The 25,472-nt window shown below is 50.3% G+C and carries 25 protein-coding genes and 1 tRNA gene; 8 read left to right on the top strand and 18 right to left on the bottom strand.

Annotated features, from left to right (window positions below):
- The 7 genes from ACTJJJ_RS25350 to ACTJJJ_RS25320 form a co-directional block, all read right to left on the bottom strand.
- Positions 1–354 (bottom strand): PadR family transcriptional regulator, encoded by a 354-nt coding sequence (locus ACTJJJ_RS25350; protein ID WP_188936929.1) that lies wholly within the window; start codon positions 352–354, stop codon positions 1–3.
- Positions 355–518: 164 nt separating this feature from the next.
- Positions 519–1,457 carry a glycerophosphodiester phosphodiesterase family protein gene (locus ACTJJJ_RS25345; protein ID WP_440703397.1) on the bottom strand — a complete coding sequence of 313 codons (939 nt, stop codon included), beginning with the start codon at positions 1,455–1,457 and terminating at the stop codon, positions 519–521.
- 14 nt (positions 1,458–1,471) lie between these two features.
- Positions 1,472–2,074 carry a histidine phosphatase family protein gene (locus ACTJJJ_RS25340; RefSeq protein ID WP_440703396.1) on the bottom strand — a complete coding sequence of 201 codons (603 nt, stop codon included), beginning with the start codon at positions 2,072–2,074 and terminating at the stop codon, positions 1,472–1,474.
- Between the two features lie 2 nt (positions 2,075–2,076).
- A complete protein-coding gene (locus tag ACTJJJ_RS25335; protein WP_440703395.1) occupies positions 2,077–3,534 on the bottom strand; it encodes an FGGY-family carbohydrate kinase in 1,458 nt (485 codons plus the stop codon).
- 94 nt (positions 3,535–3,628) lie between these two features.
- Positions 3,629–5,080: an FGGY-family carbohydrate kinase gene (locus ACTJJJ_RS25330; protein WP_440703394.1), complete on the bottom strand. Its 1,452-nt coding sequence runs from the start codon at positions 5,078–5,080 to the stop codon at positions 3,629–3,631.
- Positions 5,081–5,090: 10 nt separating this feature from the next.
- Entirely contained in the window at positions 5,091–6,095 is a 1,005-nt protein-coding gene (locus tag ACTJJJ_RS25325) for a 2-hydroxyacid dehydrogenase (protein WP_440703393.1), read from the bottom strand.
- Between the two features lie 25 nt (positions 6,096–6,120).
- Positions 6,121–7,380, bottom strand: coding sequence for an MFS transporter (locus ACTJJJ_RS25320; RefSeq protein ID WP_440703392.1), 1,260 nt, complete (start codon positions 7,378–7,380; stop codon positions 6,121–6,123).
- A gap of 441 nt (positions 7,381–7,821) precedes the next feature.
- Between ACTJJJ_RS25320 and ACTJJJ_RS25315 the strand changes: the two genes are divergently transcribed.
- On the top strand, positions 7,822–8,589 hold the full coding sequence (locus ACTJJJ_RS25315; RefSeq protein ID WP_188936918.1) for a DeoR/GlpR family DNA-binding transcription regulator: 768 nt from the start codon (positions 7,822–7,824) through the stop codon (positions 8,587–8,589).
- A gap of 43 nt (positions 8,590–8,632) precedes the next feature.
- On the opposite strand, the gene ACTJJJ_RS25310 is transcribed toward ACTJJJ_RS25315, so the two are convergent.
- The 3 genes from ACTJJJ_RS25310 to ACTJJJ_RS25300 form a co-directional block, all read right to left on the bottom strand.
- A complete protein-coding gene (locus tag ACTJJJ_RS25310; protein WP_188936916.1) occupies positions 8,633–9,853 on the bottom strand; it encodes an inositol-3-phosphate synthase in 1,221 nt (406 codons plus the stop codon).
- A 255-nt stretch (positions 9,854–10,108) separates the two neighbouring features.
- Positions 10,109–11,404 (bottom strand): glucuronyl esterase domain-containing protein, encoded by a 1,296-nt coding sequence (locus tag ACTJJJ_RS25305; RefSeq protein WP_440703391.1) that lies wholly within the window; start codon positions 11,402–11,404, stop codon positions 10,109–10,111.
- 109 nt (positions 11,405–11,513) lie between these two features.
- On the bottom strand, positions 11,514–11,951 hold the full coding sequence (locus ACTJJJ_RS25300; protein WP_440703390.1) for a hypothetical protein: 438 nt from the start codon (positions 11,949–11,951) through the stop codon (positions 11,514–11,516).
- Positions 11,952–12,171: 220 nt separating this feature from the next.
- Here ACTJJJ_RS25300 and ACTJJJ_RS25295 point away from each other — a divergent pair, with 220 nt between their 5' ends.
- Entirely contained in the window at positions 12,172–12,954 is a 783-nt protein-coding gene (locus ACTJJJ_RS25295) for a hypothetical protein (protein WP_440703389.1), read from the top strand.
- A gap of 134 nt (positions 12,955–13,088) precedes the next feature.
- On the opposite strand, the gene ACTJJJ_RS25290 is transcribed toward ACTJJJ_RS25295, so the two are convergent.
- Positions 13,089–13,160: transfer RNA gene (locus ACTJJJ_RS25290), tRNA-Arg, on the bottom strand.
- Between the two features lie 68 nt (positions 13,161–13,228).
- Complete coding sequence (gene hflX / locus ACTJJJ_RS25285; protein ID WP_440703388.1) at positions 13,229–14,464, bottom strand: GTPase HflX; 1,236 nt, start codon at positions 14,462–14,464, stop codon at positions 13,229–13,231.
- 335 nt (positions 14,465–14,799) lie between these two features.
- Here hflX and ACTJJJ_RS25280 point away from each other — a divergent pair, with 335 nt between their 5' ends.
- The 6 genes from ACTJJJ_RS25280 (at position 14,800) to ACTJJJ_RS25255 (ending at position 19,680) form a co-directional block, all read left to right on the top strand.
- Positions 14,800–16,185: an MATE family efflux transporter gene (locus ACTJJJ_RS25280; RefSeq protein WP_188936908.1), complete on the top strand. Its 1,386-nt coding sequence runs from the start codon at positions 14,800–14,802 to the stop codon at positions 16,183–16,185.
- A 279-nt stretch (positions 16,186–16,464) separates the two neighbouring features.
- Positions 16,465–17,856 (top strand): MBL fold metallo-hydrolase, encoded by a 1,392-nt coding sequence (locus tag ACTJJJ_RS25275; RefSeq protein ID WP_426291959.1) that lies wholly within the window; start codon positions 16,465–16,467, stop codon positions 17,854–17,856.
- Between the two features lie 47 nt (positions 17,857–17,903).
- Positions 17,904–18,113 (top strand): hypothetical protein, encoded by a 210-nt coding sequence (locus ACTJJJ_RS25270; protein ID WP_188936903.1) that lies wholly within the window; start codon positions 17,904–17,906, stop codon positions 18,111–18,113.
- Positions 18,098–18,475, top strand: coding sequence for a type II toxin-antitoxin system VapC family toxin (locus tag ACTJJJ_RS25265; protein ID WP_426291958.1), 378 nt, complete (start codon positions 18,098–18,100; stop codon positions 18,473–18,475). Before ACTJJJ_RS25270 ends, ACTJJJ_RS25265 begins: the two co-directional genes overlap by 16 nt.
- A gap of 59 nt (positions 18,476–18,534) precedes the next feature.
- Entirely contained in the window at positions 18,535–19,110 is a 576-nt protein-coding gene (locus tag ACTJJJ_RS25260) for a YeeE/YedE family protein (RefSeq protein ID WP_188936898.1), read from the top strand.
- A gap of 45 nt (positions 19,111–19,155) precedes the next feature.
- A complete protein-coding gene (locus tag ACTJJJ_RS25255; protein WP_188936896.1) occupies positions 19,156–19,680 on the top strand; it encodes a YeeE/YedE family protein in 525 nt (174 codons plus the stop codon).
- Here ACTJJJ_RS25255 and ACTJJJ_RS25250 read toward each other — a convergent pair whose 3' ends face one another.
- The 6 genes from ACTJJJ_RS25250 to ACTJJJ_RS25225 form a co-directional block, all read right to left on the bottom strand.
- Entirely contained in the window at positions 19,681–20,424 is a 744-nt protein-coding gene (locus ACTJJJ_RS25250; protein ID WP_440703387.1) for a class I SAM-dependent methyltransferase, read from the bottom strand.
- 49 nt (positions 20,425–20,473) lie between these two features.
- Positions 20,474–21,871 (bottom strand): hypothetical protein, encoded by a 1,398-nt coding sequence (locus ACTJJJ_RS25245; protein WP_440703386.1) that lies wholly within the window; start codon positions 21,869–21,871, stop codon positions 20,474–20,476.
- A gap of 18 nt (positions 21,872–21,889) precedes the next feature.
- Positions 21,890–22,231 (bottom strand): heavy-metal-associated domain-containing protein, encoded by a 342-nt coding sequence (locus ACTJJJ_RS25240; protein WP_426291955.1) that lies wholly within the window; start codon positions 22,229–22,231, stop codon positions 21,890–21,892.
- Between the two features lie 22 nt (positions 22,232–22,253).
- Positions 22,254–22,484 (bottom strand): heavy metal-binding domain-containing protein, encoded by a 231-nt coding sequence (locus tag ACTJJJ_RS25235; protein ID WP_188936885.1) that lies wholly within the window; start codon positions 22,482–22,484, stop codon positions 22,254–22,256.
- 59 nt (positions 22,485–22,543) lie between these two features.
- A complete protein-coding gene (locus tag ACTJJJ_RS25230) occupies positions 22,544–23,113 on the bottom strand; it encodes a helix-turn-helix domain-containing protein (RefSeq protein ID WP_188936883.1) in 570 nt (189 codons plus the stop codon).
- A gap of 61 nt (positions 23,114–23,174) precedes the next feature.
- Positions 23,175–25,400, bottom strand: coding sequence for a TonB-dependent receptor (locus tag ACTJJJ_RS25225; protein ID WP_440703385.1), 2,226 nt, complete (start codon positions 25,398–25,400; stop codon positions 23,175–23,177).
- Positions 25,401–25,472 lie beyond the last annotated feature (72 nt).

The raw sequence follows: 25,472 nt of genomic DNA, 5'->3' as shown, positions 1-25,472 counted from the left end.
TCAGCTGTTTGAAAAATCGAGGCCCATTTTTGATAATTCGGCAGGCGTAATGCGGTTCCAGAGGCTGTTCCGCACGGAACGGGCTTCGTGCAGGATCTTGCCGCCGTAAGCTGTAACGGCAAACAGCCGTTTGCGTCTTCCGCCGCGTTCCTGCGTGGCCTCGCCGAGGTGCGAGTTCAGGTAACCTTTCTGTTCCAGCCGTTGCAGTGCGGCATGTACGGCACCGGTGCTCACGGTTTGCCCGGTTTCACTTTCGAGCTCTTCCGCAATGCTCACCGAGTAGGCGCCCGGCGCCAGTGCAGCCACTGCCAGCAGTACGATTTCTTCAAATTCACCTAGATCGCTTCGTCTCATAGAATGTGTCCGTAGTTATTATATCTATTTCTGTATGTAAAATATCTTGCCAGATGATGAAAACTGTATTTGCGTTGAAATTGTGCGTGTTTAACGAAAAATCCCTGTTCAAAAGCGGACAGGATTCGTCCGGCTTTGCACAGGGACCATAGGGCGAAACCGCGCTATCTCTTACCAAAAAACCGCTGCTTAGGGCTTTCCTTCTGGGCGTATTCCTTTACCGCTTCCGCGGCCTCGATTGGTAAATCCGATTCGAGAATGGAGGCGCCATCTTTCGCAATGGCAAGGTAGGCGGCTTTGCGCTCTTCGGGGGTTTTGAGTTTGTCGTAGGACGATGCAGCCGAGATCATGCACATAGTGCCTTTTTTGTTCAGTAATGCATACAATTCCTTGTTTTCGGGCTTGACGTGCGGGCCAATGTAGGCGATCATCTGGTCGAAGGGTACCCCGGCCTTTTCGTAATCCGCATATTCCTTCATATTCCGGACGAATGCGGAGAAGGTGTGGTTTTTGTTTTGGGATAAATAATAGGTCATTTCCGCGGCGCTGTGGACGGTAAGCATCACGAATGCATCTGCTTTGTGCTTTCGGATCAATGCTGCCGTCATCGCAAGGGGAACATCCTTGTGGTCGAGGTTGAGGACGGTTTTTCCACGCGCCCATTCGATGACCTCGGATAGCGTCGGGATCGGGAAGTCGGTAACGTTGCCTTCGGCGTCTTTCAGGCGGAATTTTTTGAGTTCTTCATAAGTGTAATCCGACAGCTTGCCCGTGCCGGTCGTCGTCCGGTCCAGTGTGGCGTCGTGCATGAGTACCATCACGCTATCCTTCGTCAGCCGCGGATCGATTTCGAAGAATGCCGGGGTGTGTTTCAATGTATTTTCAAAAGTGGCGATGGAGTTTTCGGGGAAGCCTTTTACCATGCCGCCGCGGTGGCCGGTGATGAGGATCGGGTCGTTGCCGGTGAATTGAAAATAGGCGTGCAGGTCTTTCGCAGTCTTGATTTTCAGAACGTTTAGTTTGTTCTGCGCATGGCTGGAAATATGGTTTCCCATTGCAAGCAGCGCGGCTAGTACAAATGGGTTAAGGAATTTGTTTTTCATAATAATAGCAAAAATTAAGAGCGGCAATTGAGTTTCAAAAGACTGAATTCGCCCTGCCCGTCGAGGCTGAATAATGTCACCGAAGAGTTCTCCTGGACGATCTGCCGGTAATTTTTTAGCGGCATACCCAGTTTCCAGGCCATGTAAAACCGGTTTACGGCATTATGCGCAACCACCAGCACCGTGCCGTTGGGATGTTTTGTTGAAATATCATTGAAAAAATCATCCACACGCGTCACAATCTCGACGGCCGTCTCGCCCGTACCGCCCGCACGTGCGTAGTCAGGCTCCTGCGCCCAGGCGTCCCAGAGCGCAGGGTTTTCGGCTATAAACTCCGCTCGCGTTTTTCCCTCCCATTCTCCGAACGAGGCCTCGACCAATCGCTGGTCGACGGTGATACCGGGATAGTTACCCGAAGCAATCGTGGCGGTGTGGTGCGCGCGTTGCAGGGGCGAAGTATACACGGCGTCGAAATGAATGCCTTTCAGCAATGAGGCGGCCAAATGTGCTTGTTGAAGGCCTTTTTCGGTTAATCCGATGTCCGTAGCGCCGCAGTAGCGGTTGCGGTCGGCGTTCCAGAAAGTTTCTCCGTGACGGAGCAGATACACGTGAAGCATGGTCAATGGATGATGGGCACGGGGCCTGGTATGAAACCTTTTTGAGTTAAAGTTTGGATAAAAACCTGGTATTGCTGCTCGTAAGCTTCGGTCAGGGCTGGTTCCGGTTGGATGGTTTTTTCAATGCGCGTCATCGCGCGTGCAGCCTGCGTGAGCGTCCCAAAATGCGAACCCGCCGCCGCGACGATCGCCGCCCCGGCGGCACCGGTCACATTGCCGCATTTGTGAACGGGCTTGTTGAGTACATTGGCGCGGATCGTGAGCCAAACATCGCTGTTGCTCCCGCCTCCCGCGGTGTACACCGCTTTCACTTTTTCGCCCGACAGGTTCTCGATTACTTCATAGGCATAACGCTCGACGAATGCGACGCCCTCCATGTTGGCGGTAAAAGTAGCTTCCTGGCTTGCATTTTCAGGCGTGAAACCCCGTGCGTGCGGTGCGATGAAGGGGAAACGTTCGCCCTGCTGCAACAACGGATAAGCGATCAGTCCGGTGGGAATGAGTATTGCTGCCGCCTTATTCAGCAATTCGAGACTATCGGTAAAGCCCGCTGAAACCCAGTCGGCACCGATATTACCCGCGCCACCGGGCATCCAGTAACCTTCGGGATGGCGATGGCTGTAAACGCGGCCTTCCGGGTCTCGGATTTCCCGTGTTGTTACGCCTTTTACCACGAGCGTGGTGCCGATAGTGGTATTCCAATCTCCTGGCTGTACCGCGCCTGAAGCGACTTGCGAAGCACAACCGTCGGTCATGCCTGCTATTACCTCTATGGCGTTGATTCCTAATCTTTGCGATAAACCGGGCAGCAATGTACCTATTGCAGTGCCGGAAGGGACTACGCTTTGCAGCCATTCTTTTCGCAACGGTAAATGTTCCGTCAAGTAGGAAGGCCATTCGCCTGTGCCGACGTCGAAGCCGGACTTCAATGCATTGGTATAGTCTGTTATTGAAAAATCGCCGCAGAGTTTGCCGATGATAAAATCGGTTGCATGGATCCAGGTCTTGATCCGCGCCGCTTTTTCGGTGAAATGGTTGGAATACCACACCATTTTGGATAGGCCACTGGACGCATTAAAACCCGTGTAGCCGTCCGGGTGGAGCCGCTCCGCCGTTTCCCGGCAATATTTCCCTTCGGCCGCAGGGCGGGTATCGGAGTACATCAGTGCATTGTGCAGCGGTTCGTTATGTTCGCCGAGCGGGATCACCGTGCCGGACGTGGAGGTGACCGAAATCGCTTTGACGGCATTTAAATCAACGCTTCCCCGAACGCAGACGAGCAGGTTTTGCAGGCATTCGAACGCCGATTCCCACCACAAAGCCGGCGATTGCTCCTCGCGCGAATGTGCCGTGAGCGGAAAGATTTTCTCGCTACTGCCGACCGTTCCACCTGTTTCATCGAGCAACACCACCCGCACACCCTGCGTCCCGACGTCGATTCCAATGAAATATGAATGCATTTAATTGATCAATTTTCGATTAACAATAAATTATTGCGAGGTATCGACAGTCGCGGCGCCGACAAATATGAAGGTGCGTTTGTGTCGGGTGGAATTATTGGTGCGTAAATGATTTTAATGTATTTCGTGCGTTTTTCCATTCGGTGTGCCATTTCAGGTGAATATTGTTGCCATCGGGCTCTGTAACCTGCAACGTCTCTGGCGTATGGTTTGGAATGCCTAGTGCATTGTTGCAAATCACCACCCCGCCCGAGACCGAGGCCTGGCGATAGTTGGTGCGTATCATCACTTTTACACCCAACAAATTGGCTATAAACTGCCTTAGGAGTCCGCTCTGCACGCCTCCGCCGCACATCCAGACATAACCCTGCTCATGGTGCGCTACTTCGCGGAGCACGTTGTAGTTTTCGGCAATGCTGCACGCAATGTCCCAAAGTGTGGCCCACACAAAATGCGCCCGGCTGAGCTGGTGCGATACGGGTGTGTTGAAAACAAACCCGCCACGGGTAAGCGGCGACTTTTCACCGGCCAGCAACGAGCCCAGCGCGCCTACGCAATGTGTGTCGCGAATGGCAGCTACCTCGGTTTCAATCAGTTCGTAGGGTTCATTGGGATAGAAAATTTCTTTTAACCGCTGGTAATTCAGCCCCGTAACGCCAGCGTTAGCTTCGAGTAGGAAGTTGGTGTTGTCGGTATGGCGGTTGGTCCAGGTGCGGGCTTGGGTGTCGGTTACGTAGTGATCTTCAATCTTAATAATAGGCGTGGTGGTGCCTGAAACGATCACGATATCTTCAACGGACGGTTCGAGGCTCATGATAGCGAGCTGCGTGTCCGAGCCGCCAACTACCACATCCGCCGTTTCTGAAATACCGAGTTCCTGTGCAATTGCAGGTAATATTTTGCCCAAAACCGAGCCTGAACGCACCAATGGCGGCAGTAGCGTACTGTCTAGCTGATAGATGTCGCAAAGTTTTGGTGACCATTCGCCTTTGGCGACATCGTACAGCAGCGTTTCAGAGGCTTGCGAATGTTCGTAGCCCTGCACCCCGCTGAACATGAACTGCGCCCAGTCACTGATGCTGACGAACGTTTCAACCTGCTGCCAGAGGTCCGGGCGGCGTTCGCGTACACCGACGAGTTTTAATGCAGAGAAAAGAGAAGTGGGGTAGCGGCCGGTAAGCGTGTAAATTTCATGCTTGTCGGGTGCGTCGTCCTCCCACTCCCGGCCGCGATGGTCGATATTCGGCATGCCTATGAGCGACTGGCCGGTACTGTGGAGTACTACAATGCCCTCGCGCTGGCTGGTGGCCGTCACGGCTGCTATGGTCACCGGTCCGGCCTGCGCCAGGGCTATCGACGACAGATTCTTAATCTGTTGCCAAAGCGCCTTGGGGTCGAAAAATATGGATTCGGGATAATGAATGTCCTTTTCGTACTGCATATCGCCGCTCGCTACGCCCAGGATAGCGCCGGTGGTGTCGGCGATGGCGACCCGCACGTTGCCGGTGCCGATGTCGGCCACGAGGTAAGCCTGTTTCAATGTCATTGCTTTTGGGTTAATGGGTTCTGACAGACAATACTTCGCGGTTCACCAATTGGCGGATGGCGCGGTTGCCTGTTAGGTAAAAGTCACGCAGGGCCTTGTTCATAATGTCGGCATGGTGATCTTCCACTTCAAAAGTAGCCCCGGCAATGTGCGGCGTGGCTAGTACATTTTTGTGATGGATGAGGCGATAATCCAGTTCATCAGGTGGTTCGTGGTCAAAAACATCGAGGATAGCCCCGCGAATCTTGTTGTTTTCGATGGCTGAAAGCAGTGCTTCCCGCTTTACGACCACCGCGCGGGCCGTATTTACGAAAACGGCATCTTTTTTCATCAGCCCGATCAGTTCCTTGCCAACCATACCCTCGGTTTCTTTATTTACCGGTAAATGAATGGATACTACATCGCTGAGGCGGAAAACGTCTTCCAGGCTCACCTTTTTAAAATCCGGATCCTCCGAGGTGTAAAAGGGATCATAATAGAGAATTTCGGCCGGAAAATGCTTTACAAGATTGGCGATAGTCTGCCCCACAGCCCCAAAACCGACCATTCCGATCGTTTTTCCCGCGATTTCGTTCCCCTTAAATTGTAAATAGGAAGTGTGCGCCCCGGCCTCCCATTGCTCCCCTTCCAGCCACGCAATACCTTCGAGCGTGTTGCGCAGGAGGTTGATGAGGTTGGCAATGAACATTTCCGCCACCGCCTGCGCATTGCGCGCGGGGGTGTTAAAAACCGGGATGCCTTTGGCCGTGGCGGTGGCTACTGCCACATTGGAAGGCGTCCCCCGGCAGACGCCGATAAACTGTAAACCGGGGAATGCTTCGATCACAGCCGAGGTCACGTGGTCGTGTTCGGTAATGAGGGCATCGGCCCCGGTTTCTGTCAATAATGCAATGAGCTCGCCCTCGTTGTAAGCGCGCTCCTGCAATTTCCATGGCTGATAGATGATCTCTCCGAATTGTTCTTTTAATGCCTGCTGCGCCTTGTCGTGGTAGGGGGCGGTGATTAGGATTTTCATAATTGGTGTCGGCGGTCAAATTGTGTCAATTGTTGTCATTAACTGTCAAATGCTTCTCCCCAACGCTACTCTTCTGCGGCAGCGTTATAAACCGCGTCAGTACGGCGCTGATGAAGTACAAAATTGCCAATGTCCAGGCCACGCCTTCGCTGCCGATAGAGCCGATGAAGAGTCCTACGATGGCGGGGCCGATGAATACCGGGAGGCCTGCACCGAGGTTCAGGATGGCCATGGCAGCACCTTTTTCTTCTTTGACCAACGACGGTACCAATGCCGATAATGGTACATATCCGGCGAGTAATCCGCCCCATAGAATGCCCGGGATGAGGATGAGCCAGAAGTTGCCGTCGAAAAGCGCCGGTGAATAGTAAAAAAGCAACGTGCTCACGCCACAACCGAACCCTCCGAACCACATAATGGTGTTCTGCCAGCCCAACCGGTCGCCTACGAACCCGAAAATGAGGTTGAAAATGATATTACTGGTAAAAATGGTACCCCATATCCACAGCCATTCCTGCGTCGACAGCCCATGAGCAGCCATATAGGTAGGCATGAACACCGGGAATGCAAACTGGGCCGTCGTGTTGATGATCCGCACAATGCCGCCTATGAGCACTTTGGGCTCTTCACGGATAATCGTGAAGCCTTTCAGAAGTTCTTTGGCCTTTCCGGCAGCTTCACCAGTGGAGTGGAATTGATCTTTGTTTAAAACCAATGCAAGAAACGCCCCGACGGAAACCCAGAATATCGAGCTCCAAAGGGTGTTCTGGTAACCAATGCGCTCGATGGCCCAACTTGAATAATAGGCACCGAAGACATTGAGCCCGCCGGTAAACACAAACCAGAACCAGCCTACCGCCCGCCCCAGCGCATTTTCAGGTGTGCGATAGGTGATCCACACAAGAAACGAATACGCAAACAACGGATACCCGAACCCTCGGATCGCATAGGTGAGCAGCATGACGGGGAAATTCAGCGATTTCATGCCCAGTCCCACAAAACCCACCGTGCCGAGGATGTACAGCAAAATACCCATCAGCATGGCCTTGCGTGGCCCGTACCCTTCGGCGAGCACGCCTGAAAACCACGACGAAATGGCGATGGTAATGCCGTAAACGGTGAATAGCGAGGCAGACTGCTGGATGGTCATCCCGCGGTCGAGGAGGTAGGGGCTGAGCCAGCCTTGCTCCACGCCATCGCCCATCATGAAGATCAAAATACCCAAATAGCCCCAGGCGAGGTGCCTGGGCAATCCGATGCGGTCAAAGGGTGTCGTTGGTGTCATGTTGGATTGGTTTAGGAATATAAAGAGGTTGGCGTTGGCGAGGGTTAGAGTAGACCTAAATTTTACATTTTGGCAACAATGAGTTAAAAATTATTTCACTTTTTGGTGCCTATCCCGCGCTCCGGCAGCGATTTGGTCTACTGTTGGCATATTATACATAAAATTCATGGAATAGTATAGTATGAAAGCCATGCAAACAAAGTGAAATTAAATTATTTAAACAAAATTAAAGTATATTAAAGCAATAGAAACAATCTCTTTTAAGTGTTAATGAAATGATAATGTCCGCTTAGGGATAGTAACCAGGCCGTATGCAGTCTTTTGTAAGGGTATTAGCTTCTATTCAAAAAGTGAATCTGGCGGTATGGGTGCGAACGGATATGCGGGAAGGTTTCCATGTTTTGGAAACTATGGTTATACTTGCTTTCAAAGTGTATCGAAATGACAATTACGGAAAGGCATCAATTCATTTTGCAGGAGCTGAAAAGGGCAGGTACGGTGAGTATCATACAGCTGTCGGAACAAATGCAGGTTTCCGGCGTGACAATCCGGAAGGACCTTAAACTACTCGAAGACAAAAACCTGCTGTTCAGGACGCACGGCGGAGGTTCGCTGAACAACCCTTATGCAGTCGAGCGGCCCATTAATGAGAAGGAATTCATTAATTCCAATGAAAAGCAAAGCATTGCGCGAGAGGCATTGACGCTGATCCGGCAAACGGATTCGATCATGATCGGCTCGGGGACAACGGTATTTGAACTGGCGCGCTGCCTGCATCCGACGAAGCAGATCACGGTGATCACGCCGGCGGTAAAAGTGACGTTGGAGCTCAGTAACAGGCCCAATGTGGAGGTGTTACAGCTAGGCGGACTGATCCGCCAGAACTCGTCTTCCGTGGCGGGCTCCTATGCCGAATATATTCTCGAACATATTTCCTGCGGGGTGCTGTTTATCGGTGTCGACGGGATTGACTTCGATTTTGGGTTGTCTATCAGTAATTTAACCGAGGCCGGGCTGAATCAGAAGATGATTAGTACCGCGCAGGTTGTAGTAGTGCTTGCCGACCATACGAAGTTCGGCAAGCGGGGAATTGGCAAGATTTGCGACCTCGACCAGGTGCAGTACATCGTAACCGATGCGGGCGTTTCGGACGAGGCCATCAAATCCCTGGAAGACCGTGGCGTAAAAGTGCTGGTCGCAGGGAAGTAGCGGTTTAGAAAAGTAAGGGTTTAGGGAAGTAAGTCTGCTGTTATTAATCCATTTTATCGGCCAGTTCCAGGCTCAGTTTGAGCTGTTTTCTGGTCGATGCGGTGAGTTCGCGTTTTGCCAGTGCATGGCATTCATAAGTTGCATCCGCGAACATCATTTGTTGCGGGGGCGTTTTTTGGGTGGCGGCCGAAGGGCCGCGCAATGCGCCCACGAGCCCCATTTCGCGCGCAACGTAAACATAGCGCACGGCGTCGATTACCACGCCGGCGGAATTGGGTGAATCCTGTACCGAAAGCTGTGCGTCAAGCGTCACCGGTGAGCCCATGAAGCCTTCGAGTTCGAGGCGGAAATTGGCAACTTTGTTATCTCCGTAAAATGCAATGTATTCCGAAGGCCCCGCGTGCAGGAAGCTGTCGGCCGTGGAAATGCCGCGGATGTCGTTTTGGGCACGGATCACATTCTCTTTGGAAATTTTCTTTGATTTCAGACGGTTTTTGTCTTCCATATTCAGGAAATCGGTGTTGCCGCCCACATTTCGCTGAATGTGTGCTTTCACATGGTGGCCGCGCTCGAAGGCCAGTTCCTGCAACATTTGGGACAATATGCTTGCGCCAAACTGGCTGCGCATGTCGTCTCCGATGATCGGAATGCCCGCGTCAATGAATTTTTGCTCCCATTCCGGGTCCGACGCGATGAATACCGGAATGCAGTTGACGAGTGAAATACCTAGTTCAAGGCAGATCTCCGCGTAAAACTCCGTTGCCAATTGTGACCCGACCGGCAGGTAGTTTATCAATATTTCTACCTCATGCGCTTGTAGATGGGCGATGATTTCCTGGCGGATGGTGGCGGTCAATGCTTCGTTATACCTTTCGCCGCTGGTCAGCAAATCGGTTTCTTTGAGTTCTTCCTTTATCACGAAACGGTTATCGGCCGGGTAGGCGAGCATTTGCGGCGAAACGCCGTCGAGTACCGGCGAGCGATAAACCGGCGCTTTACTGGTCACTTCCGTATAAAGTGCTATCGCGCAGTTTGGCTTAGTAAAAATGGCATCTTTCAATGAGAGACCGATTTTGCGCTCGTCGACCTCGAAGCCGCACACAAATTCAATATTCTCGGCGCGGTAGCCACCAATCTCGTCGGCCATCAGTCCGGAGGTTTTTTCTGTATACCGTGTGTAGTATTCAACTCCCTGCACCAGTGAACTAGCGCAGTTTCCGACACCTACGATCGCTACCTTTATCTTCTTATCGATATTTGACATTTCCAATAATCTAAGTTTATGATGAAAATATATTTTTAAAATATTTTAATTAATATAAAATACTTTAATTTGAGCCAAAATAAACTATTTAAATCTGATAATGCAACTGTAAATGCATATTAATGCAAACGTTTGCATTAATATGCGCGAGTTTAATTTTAGGTATATTACAATGCCACGAAGGCACGAATTAACACGAATATTCTTCGTGTCAAATTCGTGCCTTCGTGGCATTTAGACAGGCTATTAAATTCCCTACAAGTACTTCTGCATATAGCTCACAAACAACTTCCAATCCTCCGGCAACACCGTGTGTCCTCCCTCATGCATGTAATACCCGAGGTTGTTCATGAGCAAAGACGTATCCCCGGCCGCTGGCATAGTAGCGGAAGCGTCAGGTCCTGTCTCTCCAAAAAGACGGTAAACAGGTGCCGCCGCAACCGCGGACAGGAACTCGCCTTTGGGATCCGACCAGTAGTCAGTGCTTCCGGTTTGCAGCAAGAGCGGCCGTGGGGCCATGAGCGCCACGAGTATATGTGCATCGATCGGCATTTCGTTCACCTTGTCGGCCCAGCCGTGGTAGTTAGGCGCGAACTGATATAAATACCGCGAGGGGTCGGAAATATGCCGGATCGTCTCGCCATAATTGCGGCGCGCCAACGCAGCACCGCCCTCGCCGGAAATACTGGCAATTACCATTTTGAATCGCTGATCGTGAATGCCAGCCCAAAGCACCGTTTTTCCAAGTCGCGAGGCGCCCTGCAATGCTACACGTTTGGCGTCGATCTGCGGATCGGTTTCGAAATAGTCCATTGCGCGGCTGAGTCCCCAGCCCCAGGCGGCGATAGCGCCCCATTCGTCGGCGGCGGGTTCCGACTGACCGTTTTTGAGGTAGATTTTGCGAATACCGTATCGCAGGCCGTCCTTGAAATCCGGCTCGATATCGCCGTAATAGACCGTCGCGAAGCCAATGCCGGCATCGAGGAACTGCTCCACATTGAGCTTGCCAAACGGTGTAGGCTTGTCGGCCTTCACTTTTTGGCCTTCCTTGTTCCAGATCTCGCCCACGCGCAAGCCAGTGTCGTCGATAATCTGGTTGTAGGCGGCGAAGGAAATATTCAATAATAGCGGCGCTGGTTTGGCGGCCTTCGCCGGGAGGTAGATCAGCAGGTTCATTTTGTGATCCGATGTGTCCTTTGTAAAATACACCGTCACCTGCTTGCGAATGGCTTTTCCATTGAAGGCCGGGGTGCCCTTATCGAATATATGGAATGCCAGATCTTTTGGTTTGGGCGGCATTTTGCCGAACTGATTTTCTTCCGCAAGCCGCAGCAATTCGGGACGGCGCTTGTCGGTCCATTGTTTGGCAGTGGTGACCGGTTTCCTGTCGGCGGTTTTCAGGAGTTCAGGCAAGGTGTAAGTCCCGACGGAATCTTCATTGTAATTGACTGGAAAACCCGCAACGACTGTCGGGCGGTTTGCTGCTGGTTGCTGAGCGAATGCGCTCGCGGAGGCGAACAGGAATAGTGCAGGTAAAAATTTTATTCTCATGGGATTAGGGACCCTGCCAGGGGGATTGGTCATGTTTAGCGTCCTAATAAGTCCCGGGCTGCTAATGATTACTGACTTTGTTTTTAGAGAGTTGGTTAATCCGGCGGCATTACTTCCTGACTGGCGCATGGTACCCGCGCCGGTGGGTCAAATCAAAAAATCCATCCATTCCCATGATGCCATAAAAGACCACCTTTCCATTCGTCAATTCCAGATATCCGAATTCACTTAGCGGGACGGTTTTTATTGGAAGCGGTATCATTTTAAAAGATTCTAAACCTCCAATCAGCTTGAAAATCCGGTTCGGCGTTGAATCCATGGGAAACATTTCCCGCTCCGATACTTTGCGCGCCAGGAATTCTTCAACATTCTCACTCATTTTATCATAAACGATCACATCTTTCCCGACATGGTATCCCTGACGATGCTGAAAGCTAGAATCTTTGAAAACCGGACGGATCGCCACTACGTCTTTCGGGAAAATATGATGCCGTTTTCCGCAGGAGATCAGGAAGGTTGTTAGGAATGCAAGGGTTAGTGACTTCATTGGTGTGGGTACGGTGGTTTCGATGTACGGTTGTAATCGGCAAGTAACAAAAAAGCCAGACAAAATGCCTGGCTTCTATGACCGCAGTGGAAGCTTGTGTGTTTCCGAACGTTAAACTGTTATTTTCGTCTTGTATTGCAAGCATCAAAGTGGCATCAGAAATGGTGATATTTATAGTCTGATGCAAAAGCAAACGGGGTCTACTTTAAAACGAGAGTGTATGAGGGTTGTATTTGTTCTTGTCTTTGCGTTGTTCGGGCGGGTTTCGCATTCACAAGATATTCATATCGGAGGTAGAAATTTGAAAAATATTGAGCACCGACTAATTTTTAGCCAAAAAGATGAAAATCAAATCAAGGATATAAACCTGAAAAATGCAGGAATAAAAAAGATTGGATTGGTGTATATTTCTGATAATCAGTATTCTTATCGGAAGACGGCGCCGATTCCGCTTAACAATCAATACAGTACGATTGACCCACAACCCAGTTTTAGGAGCAGAATTGATAGCGTTATTATAAGAACACTTAAAGCCAACAATGCGATTGATATTTTTTATTTGCCTGATAGTGACTCGCTTAGTATTGAAAAGTGCTTCCAGGTGAAGTTTTCAGGAGCAAATTTTCGCGACCGTCAATGCGCGGAAGAAAACTTTAAAATTTTATTTAAAAATAATTTTCATGCGGTGGTTGTGCTTTATGAGCAAGAAATACCAGACTATTTTACACAGACCAATACCAGGCTATTAAGCGCAAAAGGGTATTTTTCTAGTTTGAAGAAGACATTGGTATATCAATCTTTAATGTGTAGAATAATTGCATTCAATACAGGTTCGAAAACTCGTTCAACGACGTTTCAGCAACTTAGTGCAAAACTTATCGAAGAAAACGATAATCTTGATTATAGGGAGTTTGTGAAAAAATTTGGAAACACCAAGGAGGATATATTGCTGAATCAAATAGCCAATAATATTGACGAGATCGTGAAGGTACTGAACAAATGAACCTGACGTCTATGCTTTTTGAAATTGGCACTTGCCGTCATTTGCTGAAACTATCCAGAGTTTAGTTGGAGTCGCATTCGACAAACTTCCATTCTTGCAAACACAAAAAAGCCAGACAAAATGCCTGGCTTTTGTGACCGCGACGGGAATCGAACCCATATCTAGAGTTTAGGAAACTCCTATTCTATCCGTTGAACTACGCAGTCAATACCCATCCCCAACAACCGGGAATCGGGGTGCAAAACTGAGAAAAAATCATTTGAATTACAAATGATTATTCCTCAGTTTCTACGGCTGTGTAGCCGAGATCGAGCCAGTTCGGGTAAATGGAGAAGTGTCTTTCCTTCACCAATGAGAACAGCGTCCGTTTTAATTCATCGATATTTTCCTTCTGCTGGGCGGAGATAAATACCACATGGTCGGCTTTTTCGGCGATGTAGCTTCGTTTCAGCTGATTGAGTACGTCCTGTGTCGACAGCGTGGTTTCTTCCTGGTCTTCGTCGTCGTTGTACGATGGTTTGTACAAATCTATTTTGTTGAATACCAATATGGAAGGCTTGTTCGCTGCTCCTATTTCTTCCAGCGTTTTGTTCACTACATCCAGATGCTCTTCAAAAGAAGCATGCGAAATGTCCACCACGTGCATCAGAATATCCGCCTCGCGCACTTCGTCGAGGGTCGATTTGAATGACTCGATGAGGGTGGTTGGAAGTTTGCGGATAAAGCCGACGGTGTCCGTGAGCAGAAAAGGGACATTCTCCATATTCACCTTCCGCACGGTTGAATCGACGGTTGCGAAGAGCTTGTTTTCGGCAAAGACATCGGCCTTGGAGAGGTTCCGCATCAATGTCGATTTGCCCACGTTGGTGTAACCCACAATGGCCACGCGCACGAGGCGGTCGCGCTCTTTGCGGCGGGTAGTGCTTTGCTTATCGACTTTTTCCAGTTTTTCTTTCAGGAATGCAATCCTGTCTTTTACGATCCGGCGGTCGGTTTCGAGCTCGGTTTCACCCGGGCCACGCATACCCACACCCGCACCCGATTGGCGGCTAAGGTGGGTCCACATGCGCGTCAAACGAGGGTACATATATTGGTACTGCGCGAGTTCTACCTGCAATTTCGACTGGGCCGTCTGCGCACGCATCGCGAAAATGGCGAGGATCAGCAAGCTGCGGTCAATTACCTTAATGTCCTTAAAAACGGCTTCCAGGTTGCGGACCTGCGAAGGCGACAGATCGTCGTCGTAAATGATCATGTCAACCGGGTTCGCGGTGACGTAGATCAGGATTTCTTCCAGCTTGCCTTTTCCGGTGTAAGTCCGGATGTCCGGCCGTTCGAGGTTTTGTGTAAACGTCTGGACAGTCTCTACGCCCAGCGTTGTTGCCAGGAATGCGAGTTCTTCCAGGTATTCTTTTGTCTTTTCGACGTTTTGCTTCTGGGTACTTACAGCTACCAGTACGGCGGTTTCCTTTTTGGCGGCTGTCGAATATAATTTCTTCTTATCAATCATGCACTGGTGTTTTAATGGCTTGTTCCCGGCTCAAAAATCCTGCAAAAGTATACCGCACGCCGGAAATGGGGCAGAGTTGCAACGGTTTGTCCGGCGCAAAAGTTCACGGCGGGAATTCGTGAAATTACATTTACCATTTAACAAATCCATTTTTTTATTTGATTGTTCGAAAAAGTCTTTTGTATCTTTGCCGAAATTCTTTAAGCCTATGTTGGTGCTCATCTTCGGCTAATACTTAGCCACAAGTCATTCCCCGCCTTTTAACAGGCACTTTTTTACGGTCCTCGCTGGCCGCGCAATTTTCTATTTATCCATATTGCAAATTCTTATTATCCATGAAAAAGTGGTTTACACTGCTTCGTCAGGCTATTCGTGGCTCCGAAGAAAGTTTTACCGAAGGAAGCATCAACCGTGCCATTTTCTTGCTGTCAGTACCCATGATCCTCGAAATGGTTATGGAGTCGCTGTTCGCGGTTGTCGATATTTTCTTTGTTTCAAAAGTCAGCACTGAGGCCGTTGCGACGGTAGGGCTTACCGAATCTGTTATTACGCTGGTTTATTCGGTTGCCATTGGTTTGAGTACCGCGGCTACGGCCACTATCGCCCGGCGTACGGGCGAAGGGAACCTCGACCAGGCCCGCCACGCGGTGGGGCAGGTGATATTCATTTCACTGGCGATCTCTTCCGTGACGGCGGTGGCCGGTTATTTGCTCGCGGGCGACATTCTGCGCATGATGGGCGCCGACGCCAAGGTAATCGAGACGGGTACTAACTTTGCCCGGATCCAGTTTCTGAGCAGTCCGGTGGTGGTGCTGCTCTACTCGCTGAGCGGGGCGCTGCGTGGTGCAGGTGCAGCAGCAACGGCCATGCGTTCGCTGATGATCGCCAACGGCTTCAATATGGTTTTGGGGCCTATCCTGATATTCGGTATCGGGCCATTTCCCGAACTCGGCGTAACAGGCGCGGCGCTGGCGACAGCCACAGGGCGATCGATTGGTGTTGGCTACCAGCTGTTTTCGCTTGCGAAAGGCAAAAGGGCATTAGGCTTGCTTTGGGAAGATCTTAAACCAAACCCGGAAACGATCAGGGCCATCGTTAAAATCGCAACCGGCGGTACGGTCCAGTTCCTGATCGGCTCTGCAAGCTGGATTTTCCTGACACGCATTCTTTCCGAATTCGGCAGCGACGTGGTAGCTGGTTACACCATTGCTATCCGCGTGATCATGTTCACATTGCTGCCTGCCTGGGGACTTGCGAATGCCGCCGCGACGCTGGTAGGGCAGAACCTGGGAGCCGGCAAGCCCGAACGTGCCGAAGCGTCAGTTTGGAAATGCGCTTCATTCAACCTGATTTTCCTGGGCGTGCTTGCAGTCCTCATGTTTATTGGTGCTGAAAGCATTATCGGCTTGTTCAGTTCCCAGCCGCATGTGGTCGAAACCGGCAAGCTTGCATTGCGTGTGCTTTGCCTGGGTTACGGGTTTTACGCATACGGGATGGTGGTGATCCAGTCGCTGAACGGCGCTGGCGATACCAAGACGCCGACGGTTTTGAACCTGATCGCATTCTGGACGGTGCAAATCCCCACTGCGTATGTACTGGCCGTTATACTGGGCTTCGGGCCGGTTGGTGTTTTTGCTGCGGTACCCATTGCGGAATCCGTTCTGGCCATGCTGGGCATTTGGCGGTTCCGTCTTGGGGGATGGAAGGTGGTTAAAGTCTAACTATGCCGGGATTCATTCGGGGAGGTCACTTAGTATTGGGGTTGGTCAGGAGTTTTCTGATCGTGGTACGTTATTGCCTTGGGGTTATTCGACGGCGGTAGGGCGGTCAGGTTAGCAAGGAATAGTAAGGAACTGTCGGGAATTGTTAAGGGTTGTCACTGTTGACGATGAGTTTTAATTTTCAAGAAAAGTCGGGTAATATCTGACAGGGACTGACCACTCTTGACAATACCTGACCATGCCCGACACGTTACATCCACATAAAGACGTATAGACAACATGAAAATAGAGCAGATATATACCGGATGCCTGGCGCAGGGCGCTTATTTTATTGTTTCAAACGGCGAGGCCGCGGTAATCGACCCGCTGCGGGAAGTGGCTCCCTACATTCAGAGGGCTGAAAAAACCGGCGCCCGGATCAAGTATGTATTTGAGACCCATTTTCATGCGGACTTTGTTTCAGGTCATATTGATCTGGCGGAAAAAACCGGTGCGGAAATTGTTTATGGTCCTGGCGCACAAACCGGGTTCAAAGCGCTTATCGCCGAAGATGGTGAGGAATTCAAATTGGGCAATATCATTATCCGCGCTTTGCATACGCCCGGGCACACCATGGAGTCTACAAGCTATCTGTTATTGGATGAATCTGGTAAGCCTGTCGCGCTGTTTTCCGGCGATACGTTATTTATTGGTGATGTAGGTCGTCCGGATTTAGCACAAAAAGGCGATCTCACGATGGACGATCTGGCGGGTACTCTCTATGACAGCCTTCGTGCCAAAATCATGCCTTTGCCCGACGATGTGATCGTTTACCCGGCACACGGCGCAGGCTCTGCTTGCGGTAAGAATATGAGCAAGGAAACTTCCGATACGCTGGGTAACCAGAAGCGCTTCAACTACGCGCTGCGTGCCAATATGACCAGGGAGGAATTTATTAAAGAAGTAACTGCCGGCTTGGCAGAGCCGCCGCAATATTTCCCCGAAAACGTGAAAATGAACCGCGACGGTTACGAAAGCATCGACGACGTGCTCGAGCGTGGCCATCAGGCATTATCGCCGGAAGCATTTGAAGCGAAGGCCAATAATACCGGCGCACTGATACTCGATACCCGTAAACCGGCAGATTTTGCAAAAGGTTTTATACCAAATTCCATCAATATCGGCATCGACGGAAGCTTTGCCCCCTGGGTAGGCGCATTAATCCCTGACTTGAAGCAACAGCTCCTTATCGTAACAGAGCCGGGGAAGGAAGAAGAGGTAGTCACGCGTCTCGCTCGCGTTGGTTATGATTATACAATTGGCTATCTCAACGGCGGTTTCGAAAGCTGGAAACATGCCGGCAAGGAAACTGACACCGTCGAATCGGTGAGCGCCGGGGAATTTGCGAACCGCTACGAATCGGGCGATGTCGAGGTGATTGACGTGCGCAAGCCGGACGAATTTGCCGCGGGACACATCGAAGGAGCGCGAAACCTACCTTTAGATTACATTAATGATCTTATGGCGGAGTTTCCAAAGGACCGGAAGCTCCACATTCATTGTGCGGGAGGTTACCGCTCCATGGTAGCCGCCTCGATCCTTAAATCGAGAGGAATAGAGGATGTCGTCAATATCGAAGGAGGCTACGGCGCGGTTGCCAAAACCAACGTCCCCATATTGGCCGAGGCGTGATTATTTAGTTCATTATTTGTAGCTTAGGGAAAAACAAAAGGTCGGTTATGGAAACGCTGGTTGTGGAGCTTACTCATAAAAATGCATTGCAATTGTTGAAAGACTTGGAAGCGATGGATATTATTCGTTTGCATGATGATAAAGAGGCTCCGAAGAAGAAAATGTCTGAAAAATACAAAGGAATCCTACCACGCGAGGCCGGCGAGGAACTTATTAATTATATAAATCACAGCCGAAACGAATGGGACAATACTTAATCGATACCAACATCGTTTCGAAATATTTGTCACGTTTGCTGCCTCCGGAAGGGGAACGTCTTTTAGACGCGGTGATTGATTCGACACCTCAGCTATCCGTCATAACGCAAATTGAGTTATTGTCGTGGAAAAGTGAATTTGAGAACAGGATTAGAGAGTTTGTGAATGATAGTTCTGTCTTTGCTTTGAATACGGAGGTCGTTGAGATGTGCGTTAAATTAAGACGGGGCCGGAAAATGAGAACCCCGGATGCAATAATAGCCGCAACTGCTATGGTCAATGACCTCACTTTATTGACTGATAACGAAGTAGATTTTATTGGTATCTCAAAATTGAAACTGCTCAATCCTAACAAACTCTAGAAGTTTGAAAAATAGTCTTCAATTAGTATACAAAATCTATATAATTAATATCATTAACAATGGAAATAGTCGAACTTCTCAAAAGCCCCTGGCCCTGGTACATTGCCGGGCCTCTGATTGGCCTTACGGTGCCGGTGCTGCTCTTGCTGGGGAATAAATCGTTTGGCATATCGTCGTCGCTGCGGCATATCTGTGCGGCGGTGATTCCGGCGGGGTTGCCTTTTTTCAAATACAACTGGCGGAAGGAAGTGTGGAACCTGTTTTTCGTCGCAGGAATCGCGGTTGGCGGGTTTGTAGGGAACTTCTGGCTTGGCAATCCGGATGCCATTGTGGTGGCCGACGATACGCGACAAACGTTGGCCGCATTGGGAGTTCAAGACTTTTCGGGACTTATGCCCTCGGATATTTTCGCAGTAAGCAATGTCTTTACGCTAAAAGGCTTGATTTTCTTTGTACTAGGCGGGTTTTTGGTCGGCTTTGGAACACGTTATGCGGGAGGGTGTACGTCGGGACATGCGATAATGGGGCTTTCTAATCTGCAATGGCCGTCGCTCGTGGCCACGGTCAGTTTTATGATCGGCGGGTTTGCATGCACGCATGTGTTGCTTCCTTTCTTTCTCAATCTGGTCAAATAGGTGGGCTTTTTGCGACAATTCACCACCTTTAATAGTCACTCAACCATGGAAAAATTCAATCAGCATTCCTCTCTTGCCGAATCAGAAAACCCGGATTTCGACAACATAAAAATCGATGGCTGCGACGGTGCGAACCGGCAGCAATCCACTGAGGGTTTCACTGCAAACCTGAAATACCTGCTGGTGGGCGTCATCTTCGGGATTGTTTTTGTCAAAGCCGAGGTTGTTTCGTGGTTTCGCATCCAGGAAATGTTCCGGCTGGATTCCTTTCACATGTACGGTGTGATCGGCTCGGCCGTGGCGGTCGGGCTACTCTCAATATGGCTTATCAAAAGATTTAATATCAAGACATTATCCGGTGAGACCGTAAGCATTGCCGACAAGGTTTTCGACAAGGGCCAGATTTACGGCGGGCTTTTGTTCGGCTTCGGCTGGGCCATTACCGGTGCTTGCCCGGGACCCTTGTTTGCACAAATCGGTGCGGGTTACCTAACTGTGGCCGTTACCTTATTGAGCGCCATTGCCGGAACCTGGGTGTACGGACTGCTTCGCGCCAGGCTCCCGCATTGATCACTGCTTGCGGGCCACGAGGTACAATTGCTCGTCGCCCAGCATGAACGGATCGGCTTCGAGGTTGCTAAATGTGCCTACCACGACCAATCCGGCCAGCTCGAACATATAGTTAATTTCTCCAAGCGTATAAATATGCTGACGCACACTGTGGGCCACTCTTTCGGAGCCGGCGATGAATGTCTGTTCCGCTTCGATGTAGCCGCCTTCCGCCCGGTACTCGTTTTCGGCGAGGTAAACAATATCTTCCTGCACAGGCATCCAGTTTCGCGTCTGGAAACTGGGGAAAATGCTTTCGGCAAGATTTTCGGTGTGAATGGCCACATGAGCGCCGGGTTTCAATGCCGATGCAATCTGTCCGATAAACTGTTGCATTTCGGCTCTCGGGAAGAAGCTGAAACTGTTGCCAAAGCAGTATGCGGCATCAAATTGTCGGTCGGGCAGTGCATAATTCAGTACGTCCGCGCAAATCACTTCCAGCGGCAGTTGCTGCTTGCTGCTGATCGTCTGTAATTCCTCACAATATTCCTGCGAGATGTCGATGCAAGTCAATGTAGTGCCTTGCTCTGCGAGCGGTAAAGCATGTCGTCCGTAGCCGGCGAGCACGTCAAGTACCTTGCTTTCGGGTGTTATTTCGAGTACATCCCGCAGGAAATCGACCTCATAATCGGTGTATTCTTCGTCTTGGTTGAGTTTCCAGGCGCGTTGCGGGAGTCCTTTGAAATAGGTATGGTACCAGGCCACGGTATTGTTTTGGTTTAAATTAAAACCTAAAACTACTAAAAAAGCCCGCTTACATACGCATGAGCGCAGGCGTAATGCGCAGGTACACCTGTCCCGAAAGCGGTGCTTTACCGTAGACGCTTTCCAAAAGGCGGTCCGGTTTGTAAAGGCTGATCTGCGCTCCGGCTTGTAGTAATGTGTTGCTGAACGAGGCGATTTGGCGGTTCAAACCGAGTGAAAACATCGAAACGGGTAACTTTTCCAGAAGGGGGTCGGGGTCATAAGCTATCAGACCCAGCTCGCTACCGCTTTTTTGCACCCATTCATAACGGCCATAAACGGCCCATTTGTCCAGTTGCAGATTGGATTCAGCCAAAACCGAATTTTCCTTATGGTGCTCGCCCGCGTCATTTAATCCCCACACGAATGTGGAAGAAATCCACCTGTTTTTTCCTCCCAGATTTCCCGAATGCTGAACAGAAGCGGTCGTGCGGTTTACATCCTCGTCGGGTTCGCGCGGTTCAGGACTCTTGATAAAACCGCGTGAAACCTGCATTGCCCAGTTGGCAGAAGGGTTGAATAGCAAGCGGTAACTGTAAGAATTGAAACGTGGTTTGTCAAAATCGAAACGATTTTCGTCCGGCTCGCGACCGGTAAACGAAGACCCTTCCAGTTTGAACTTGCCATAACGGATACCCGCCGTTACTACCCCGAATGTAATGTGCGTAGCATCCTGCCAGTGATGACCGAGCACGGCATCCGGATTATTGAACGCCGACATCCGGTGCATGAATGCCGTAGGCCCGAGAGCCGGCTCGCCCGGGTAACCCGCGTAGATCGTTAAGTCGACTTTATCGTTAATCCGCTGAGTATAACCGATGGAAAGCTCTGAAATGAGGTCGTGCGGATGTTGGCGGTCGATCAGCGGCTGGCCTTTCCAGCTTTCGCCAGATTGAAAGAGTAGCGGATAACCCGCACCTCCGTCGACAATTCGATCGAAGGAAACCATTGCCCGGACGTTCAGCAGGCCGTTTTTGCCTACCTGCCGCTGGGCCATTCCCATAAACCAGTTGGGAACGCTAAATTTCGAATCGGAGCCCTTTTTGCCGTCATTATTGAAGTTTTGCGCGGTGTAGCGAAGGAAAATGCTTCCGTGCAGCATGTAGTTCCATTTGTTCCCGTGCTTCATGTAGGCGTACATAGGGGTGGCGTCCGGCTGCCAGCCGGTACCCGAGCCATTGCGGGTCATGGGCAGGCTCAATGAAAAGCTGTGGGTCATGTGGGATGGGCCGTTGTGGTCCATTTTCGCATGATCCATGCTTTTCATGTCATGCATTTCATGGCTAACAGTGTCTTTCGCTGGCGCTTGATGATGCTCGTGCTGACCGAATGCGGGGAGCGTGACAGCCGTTGCCACGGTGGCCGCCATTCCGGCGGCCGTCAGCAAAATAAGTTTGTTGAGAAGCATTATGAATGAATTTCGTGACTAGTGTGCTGCGGCGGTTTTGCGGCAGCAGCTTGGCAATTTATCGTGCGCTTTCTGGCTGGCGGGCAACTCGTCGGCGTCGTAGCCGGTTTTGTTGATCGTCGCCTTGATCGCCTCTGGGGTCGTTTTGTCCGGGTTGTACTTCACGGTAATCACCTTGTTGGACAGATCGAGGTTCGATTCTTTCACTCCTTTCGAAAGTCCGAGATTACGTTCCAGGCGTGCTTTGCACATTTCGCAAATGGCCGAGGTTTTGATTTTTACCTCTTTGGTACCGTCGGCGTAGGCGGTATTCAAGCCCAGAAAAAGGGCTGTTACAATGCTAAAAATGGTTGTTTTCATGATATTATCAGTTTAAAAAAAATCAATGCTGATGTCCTGTTGAATCAGTTTCGGCCATTGCTACTTCCTCCAAATCCATTTTACAAACCGGGCATTTGCCAGCCTCGGCGTAGGTTTTGTCGCCCTCGCATTGCATCGGGCAGGCATATTTTTTCCCGCTTACCGCATGTGTTTCGGTAGCCTTTTTGTCAGATTGGTTTCCTGAACAGGCGATGGATAGGAACAGCAGGGAAGCAATAATGACTTTATTCATACAGTTGAAGTTTAGTAATTTATTGATAATCTATGTTTTATATTAATTTAATAACAGTGCTATTGTCCGACTTGATCGAGCGCAGTCCGCTGTAATGTGCCTTTTTTGAACTCGCCGGGCGTCATGCCGGTCACTTTTTTGAACTGGTTGCTCAAATGTGCCGTGCTGCTGTAAGAAAGTCGCCACGCTATTTCGCTCAAAGTGAGTTCGTTGTAGGAGAGCCATTCTTTCACTTTTTCAACTTTCTGCGCAATGATGTACTGTTCGATCGTCTGCCCGGTTTCGGAAGAAAACAGGTTGCTCAGGTAAGAATACTCATACCCGATCTTTTCCGACAAATAATCCGAAAAATTCATCTGCGCGGGCTTGTTGGCTTTCAGGTTCTGCACCTCGTCGATCACCAGCGTTTTGATATGCTCCACCAGCGCGAGGCGGCGGTCGTCCAGGAGCTCAAAGCCATTCGCTTCCAGCACAGCCTTCACCTCCTGCAACTTATCCGCATTCACCTCGGCCACCGTTTCGATCTCACCGAGCTCCACAAAAGTCAGTTCAATCCCCAGCCGGTTCAATTCCTCGCGCACGACCCGCTTGCAGCGGTCACAAACCATATTTTTGATATATAATTTCATAATCCAGTCAATTTAGCCTAAATCCTTCCTCCCTTCTCCCTTTCCTCCTTTCCTCCCAAAATTATCGGACAATCTTATAACGCATTCCTGCATAAATCATTCGCCCTACTACCGGCCCCCAGGCCATTCCGGCATCGAAATGCTGACCGAATGGGTCTCCGGCGCCCATTATCGGGTCTTTTTGGCGGAAGTTAGCAAGGTTTTCGCCGCCGAGGTAGATGTCCCATTTTGGGAATGTACGGGTGATTTGAGCATTGAAATTGTAAAATGAAGGCGCCTGGGTCGACGTCAGGTCGGTAGGCACGTGATGGTCGGGAACGTGGCCCATGTACGGCAGCCGGCGTTTGCCGTTCCATTGCACCGTGGCATCGAACTTCCATTTGTCGTACGGCAGGGCATATCCGGCATTGAAAAGCACCCTGTCGCGGCTTACCATCATCCTCGGTTGCAAAGTATTTTGGTCATATACGTTACGGATCGTTTGTTTCACGTCGAAGAGACGGTATGCCAGTTTCAGTTCGAACCGTTTGACGGGTGTCAGGTTCGCTTCGGCCTGAAAGCTGTTGGCATAAGCCCTCCCTTCGAGGTTGTAGAAGCGAATGTAACGCGGGTCTTCCATATCCGCCACGAGTTGGTTCTCAAAATTGGTACGGTAGAAATCCATGATGAAATTGCCGCTCATTTCGCCGATTTTAAACTCCTGTGTGACGCTCGCACCGTAATTCCATGAAACCTCCGGCCGTATCGCCTCCCGGAAAACCACATTGCGTGAGCTCACAAGATTCCCGTAATACTCCGCCAGCGGGTTCGCTACCCTGAACCCACGGCCAGCCGACGCTCGTAGGGTTGTCTGGTCGGTGAGGTTGTATTTTAAATGCAGGCGAGGCGTCCATTGCGTTCCATAGAGGTTGTGGAAATCCACACGACCACCGGCTACCATCACGAATTTATCGAGGTAGTTATAAGTGTATTCGAAAAAGGCACCCGGCACGGATTCGTTCCGTTTCTGGCGAATGTCCCTGTAAACCTCATCATAATTATCAAGCATATAGCTGATACCGGTTTTGTAGGAGTGATTGGTATTGCCGATGATCGACTGGTAGATCAGGTTTCCGTACAGCGTTTTTTGCGTGCCATCATAATTATTCAATCCAAAATAGGATTTCGAATCATGTATCGAAGCATTTAAAATCAAGCCCAGGCCTTTGTAGGGTTGCTCAGGAAACAGCCGTGCGATTTTGGAGAAAAACTCATAGCGGTTCACCCGCGCACCGAAACCGTAGGCTTGTGTAGTGCCCTTCATTTCGCGTTCGAAGTTTTTCTGGCCGCCCAGACGGTCCTCATAAAGTGCTTTTACACCAAATTGGGCCATTAATTTGTCGCCCTGGTATTTCCAACGGTTCACGGCATTGTATTGGGTGTAAAGCGGCAGGTCGAGAAAGCCGTCGCCGTTTTTGTCGATGCGGTTGCGCAATGTGCTGCCGTGAGTAAGTAGCCCTGTGCTCCATTTTTTGCTGAGCTGGTGTGCGAGGTTCAGGTTCACTTCGCCGCGACCGAAATTGTTGACATAGGTATTCAGGTATAACTTCTCCGGCGCATCCGGCTTTTGAAGCTCTACATTGATTTGCCCGGTCATCGATTCGTACCCATTCACAACGGAACCGGCGCCTTTGCCGACGTCGATGGACTGGATCCAGGTTCCGGGGACAAAATTGAGCCCGAATGTGGATGCCAACCCGCGTATGGAGGGGATGTTCTCGACGTTCGTCTGAATGTAGGTGCCGTTTAATCCGAGCATCTGGATCTGTTTGGAACCCGTCACCGCGTCGCTGTAAGATACCGAAACGGATGCGTTCGTTTCGAAACTTTCGGACAGGTTACAGCAGGCCGCTTTGGCCAATGCGCGGGTCGTGATGATTTCGGTTTGGTGCGGCGACAACCGGTCGATTGACGTGTTTCCGGCGCGTACTACCACCTCGTCGAGCGTCTGGTCGCTTTGCAGCACCACCTGCAACTCACTTTCCTGGCCGATTTTAATGGTATCATTCCGGAACCCGACGAAACTCACTACCAGCAGGGCCGATTGTGCCGATCGTGGGATATTGAACCGACCGTTTTCGTCGGTAGCCGTTGCCTGAGTTGTTCCGGACCAATAGACGTTGGCCCCGGTAATGGGTTTCAGGCTTTTAGTCTGCGGCTCCTGCTCGTTGACCGAGCCGGTAATACGTTGTGCGTAAATGCAGGAGGATATCAGTAAAAGTAACCCTCCTAAAAGGTATTTGTTCATGATTTCATGGATTCATTGGAATAAGAGATTTATTGCTGACACCGTCGGTCAGATGCGAACGGGTTGCATTAA

Source organism: Dyadobacter sp. 22481 (assembly GCF_052044875.1).
Lineage (GTDB): Bacteria > Bacteroidota > Bacteroidia > Cytophagales > Spirosomataceae > Dyadobacter > Dyadobacter endophyticus.
The sequence above is the reverse complement of the archived record's forward strand: the minus strand, read 5'-3'. Positions and strand labels throughout refer to the sequence as shown.

Excerpts from the sequence above, each read along its gene's own strand:
- ACTJJJ_RS25330 (WP_440703394.1), bottom strand. The coding sequence starts at position 5,080 with ATGACATTGAAACAGGCTTACCTCGTGGCCGACATCGGCACCGGCAAC.
- ACTJJJ_RS25230 (WP_188936883.1), bottom strand. The coding sequence starts at position 23,113 with ATGAAATTATATATCAAAAATATGGTTTGTGACCGCTGCAAGCGGGTC.
- ACTJJJ_RS25350 (WP_188936929.1), bottom strand. The coding sequence starts at position 354 with ATGAGACGAAGCGATCTAGGTGAATTTGAAGAAATCGTACTGCTGGCA.
- ACTJJJ_RS25275 (WP_426291959.1), top strand. The coding sequence starts at position 16,465 with ATGAAAATAGAGCAGATATATACCGGATGCCTGGCGCAGGGCGCTTAT.
- ACTJJJ_RS25240 (WP_426291955.1), bottom strand. The coding sequence starts at position 22,231 with ATGAAAACAACCATTTTTAGCATTGTAACAGCCCTTTTTCTGGGCTTG.
- ACTJJJ_RS25300 (WP_440703390.1), bottom strand. The coding sequence starts at position 11,951 with ATGAAGTCACTAACCCTTGCATTCCTAACAACCTTCCTGATCTCCTGC.
- ACTJJJ_RS25235 (WP_188936885.1), bottom strand. The coding sequence starts at position 22,484 with ATGAATAAAGTCATTATTGCTTCCCTGCTGTTCCTATCCATCGCCTGT.
- ACTJJJ_RS25280 (WP_188936908.1), top strand. The coding sequence starts at position 14,800 with ATGAAAAAGTGGTTTACACTGCTTCGTCAGGCTATTCGTGGCTCCGAA.
- ACTJJJ_RS25310 (WP_188936916.1), bottom strand. The coding sequence starts at position 9,853 with ATGTCAAATATCGATAAGAAGATAAAGGTAGCGATCGTAGGTGTCGGA.
- ACTJJJ_RS25225 (WP_440703385.1), bottom strand. The coding sequence starts at position 25,400 with ATGAACAAATACCTTTTAGGAGGGTTACTTTTACTGATATCCTCCTGC.
- ACTJJJ_RS25325 (WP_440703393.1), bottom strand. The coding sequence starts at position 6,095 with ATGAAAATCCTAATCACCGCCCCCTACCACGACAAGGCGCAGCAGGCA.
- ACTJJJ_RS25335 (WP_440703395.1), bottom strand. The coding sequence starts at position 3,534 with ATGCATTCATATTTCATTGGAATCGACGTCGGGACGCAGGGTGTGCGG.
- ACTJJJ_RS25320 (WP_440703392.1), bottom strand. The coding sequence starts at position 7,380 with ATGACACCAACGACACCCTTTGACCGCATCGGATTGCCCAGGCACCTC.
- ACTJJJ_RS25245 (WP_440703386.1), bottom strand. The coding sequence starts at position 21,871 with ATGCTTCTCAACAAACTTATTTTGCTGACGGCCGCCGGAATGGCGGCC.
- ACTJJJ_RS25270 (WP_188936903.1), top strand. The coding sequence starts at position 17,904 with ATGGAAACGCTGGTTGTGGAGCTTACTCATAAAAATGCATTGCAATTG.
- hflX (WP_440703388.1), bottom strand. The coding sequence starts at position 14,464 with ATGATTGATAAGAAGAAATTATATTCGACAGCCGCCAAAAAGGAAACC.
- ACTJJJ_RS25265 (WP_426291958.1), top strand. The coding sequence starts at position 18,098 with ATGGGACAATACTTAATCGATACCAACATCGTTTCGAAATATTTGTCA.
- ACTJJJ_RS25315 (WP_188936918.1), top strand. The coding sequence starts at position 7,822 with ATGACAATTACGGAAAGGCATCAATTCATTTTGCAGGAGCTGAAAAGG.
- ACTJJJ_RS25340 (WP_440703396.1), bottom strand. The coding sequence starts at position 2,074 with ATGCTTCACGTGTATCTGCTCCGTCACGGAGAAACTTTCTGGAACGCC.
- ACTJJJ_RS25295 (WP_440703389.1), top strand. The coding sequence starts at position 12,172 with ATGAGGGTTGTATTTGTTCTTGTCTTTGCGTTGTTCGGGCGGGTTTCG.
- ACTJJJ_RS25345 (WP_440703397.1), bottom strand. The coding sequence starts at position 1,457 with ATGAAAAACAAATTCCTTAACCCATTTGTACTAGCCGCGCTGCTTGCA.
- ACTJJJ_RS25305 (WP_440703391.1), bottom strand. The coding sequence starts at position 11,404 with ATGAGAATAAAATTTTTACCTGCACTATTCCTGTTCGCCTCCGCGAGC.
- ACTJJJ_RS25255 (WP_188936896.1), top strand. The coding sequence starts at position 19,156 with ATGGAAAAATTCAATCAGCATTCCTCTCTTGCCGAATCAGAAAACCCG.
- ACTJJJ_RS25260 (WP_188936898.1), top strand. The coding sequence starts at position 18,535 with ATGGAAATAGTCGAACTTCTCAAAAGCCCCTGGCCCTGGTACATTGCC.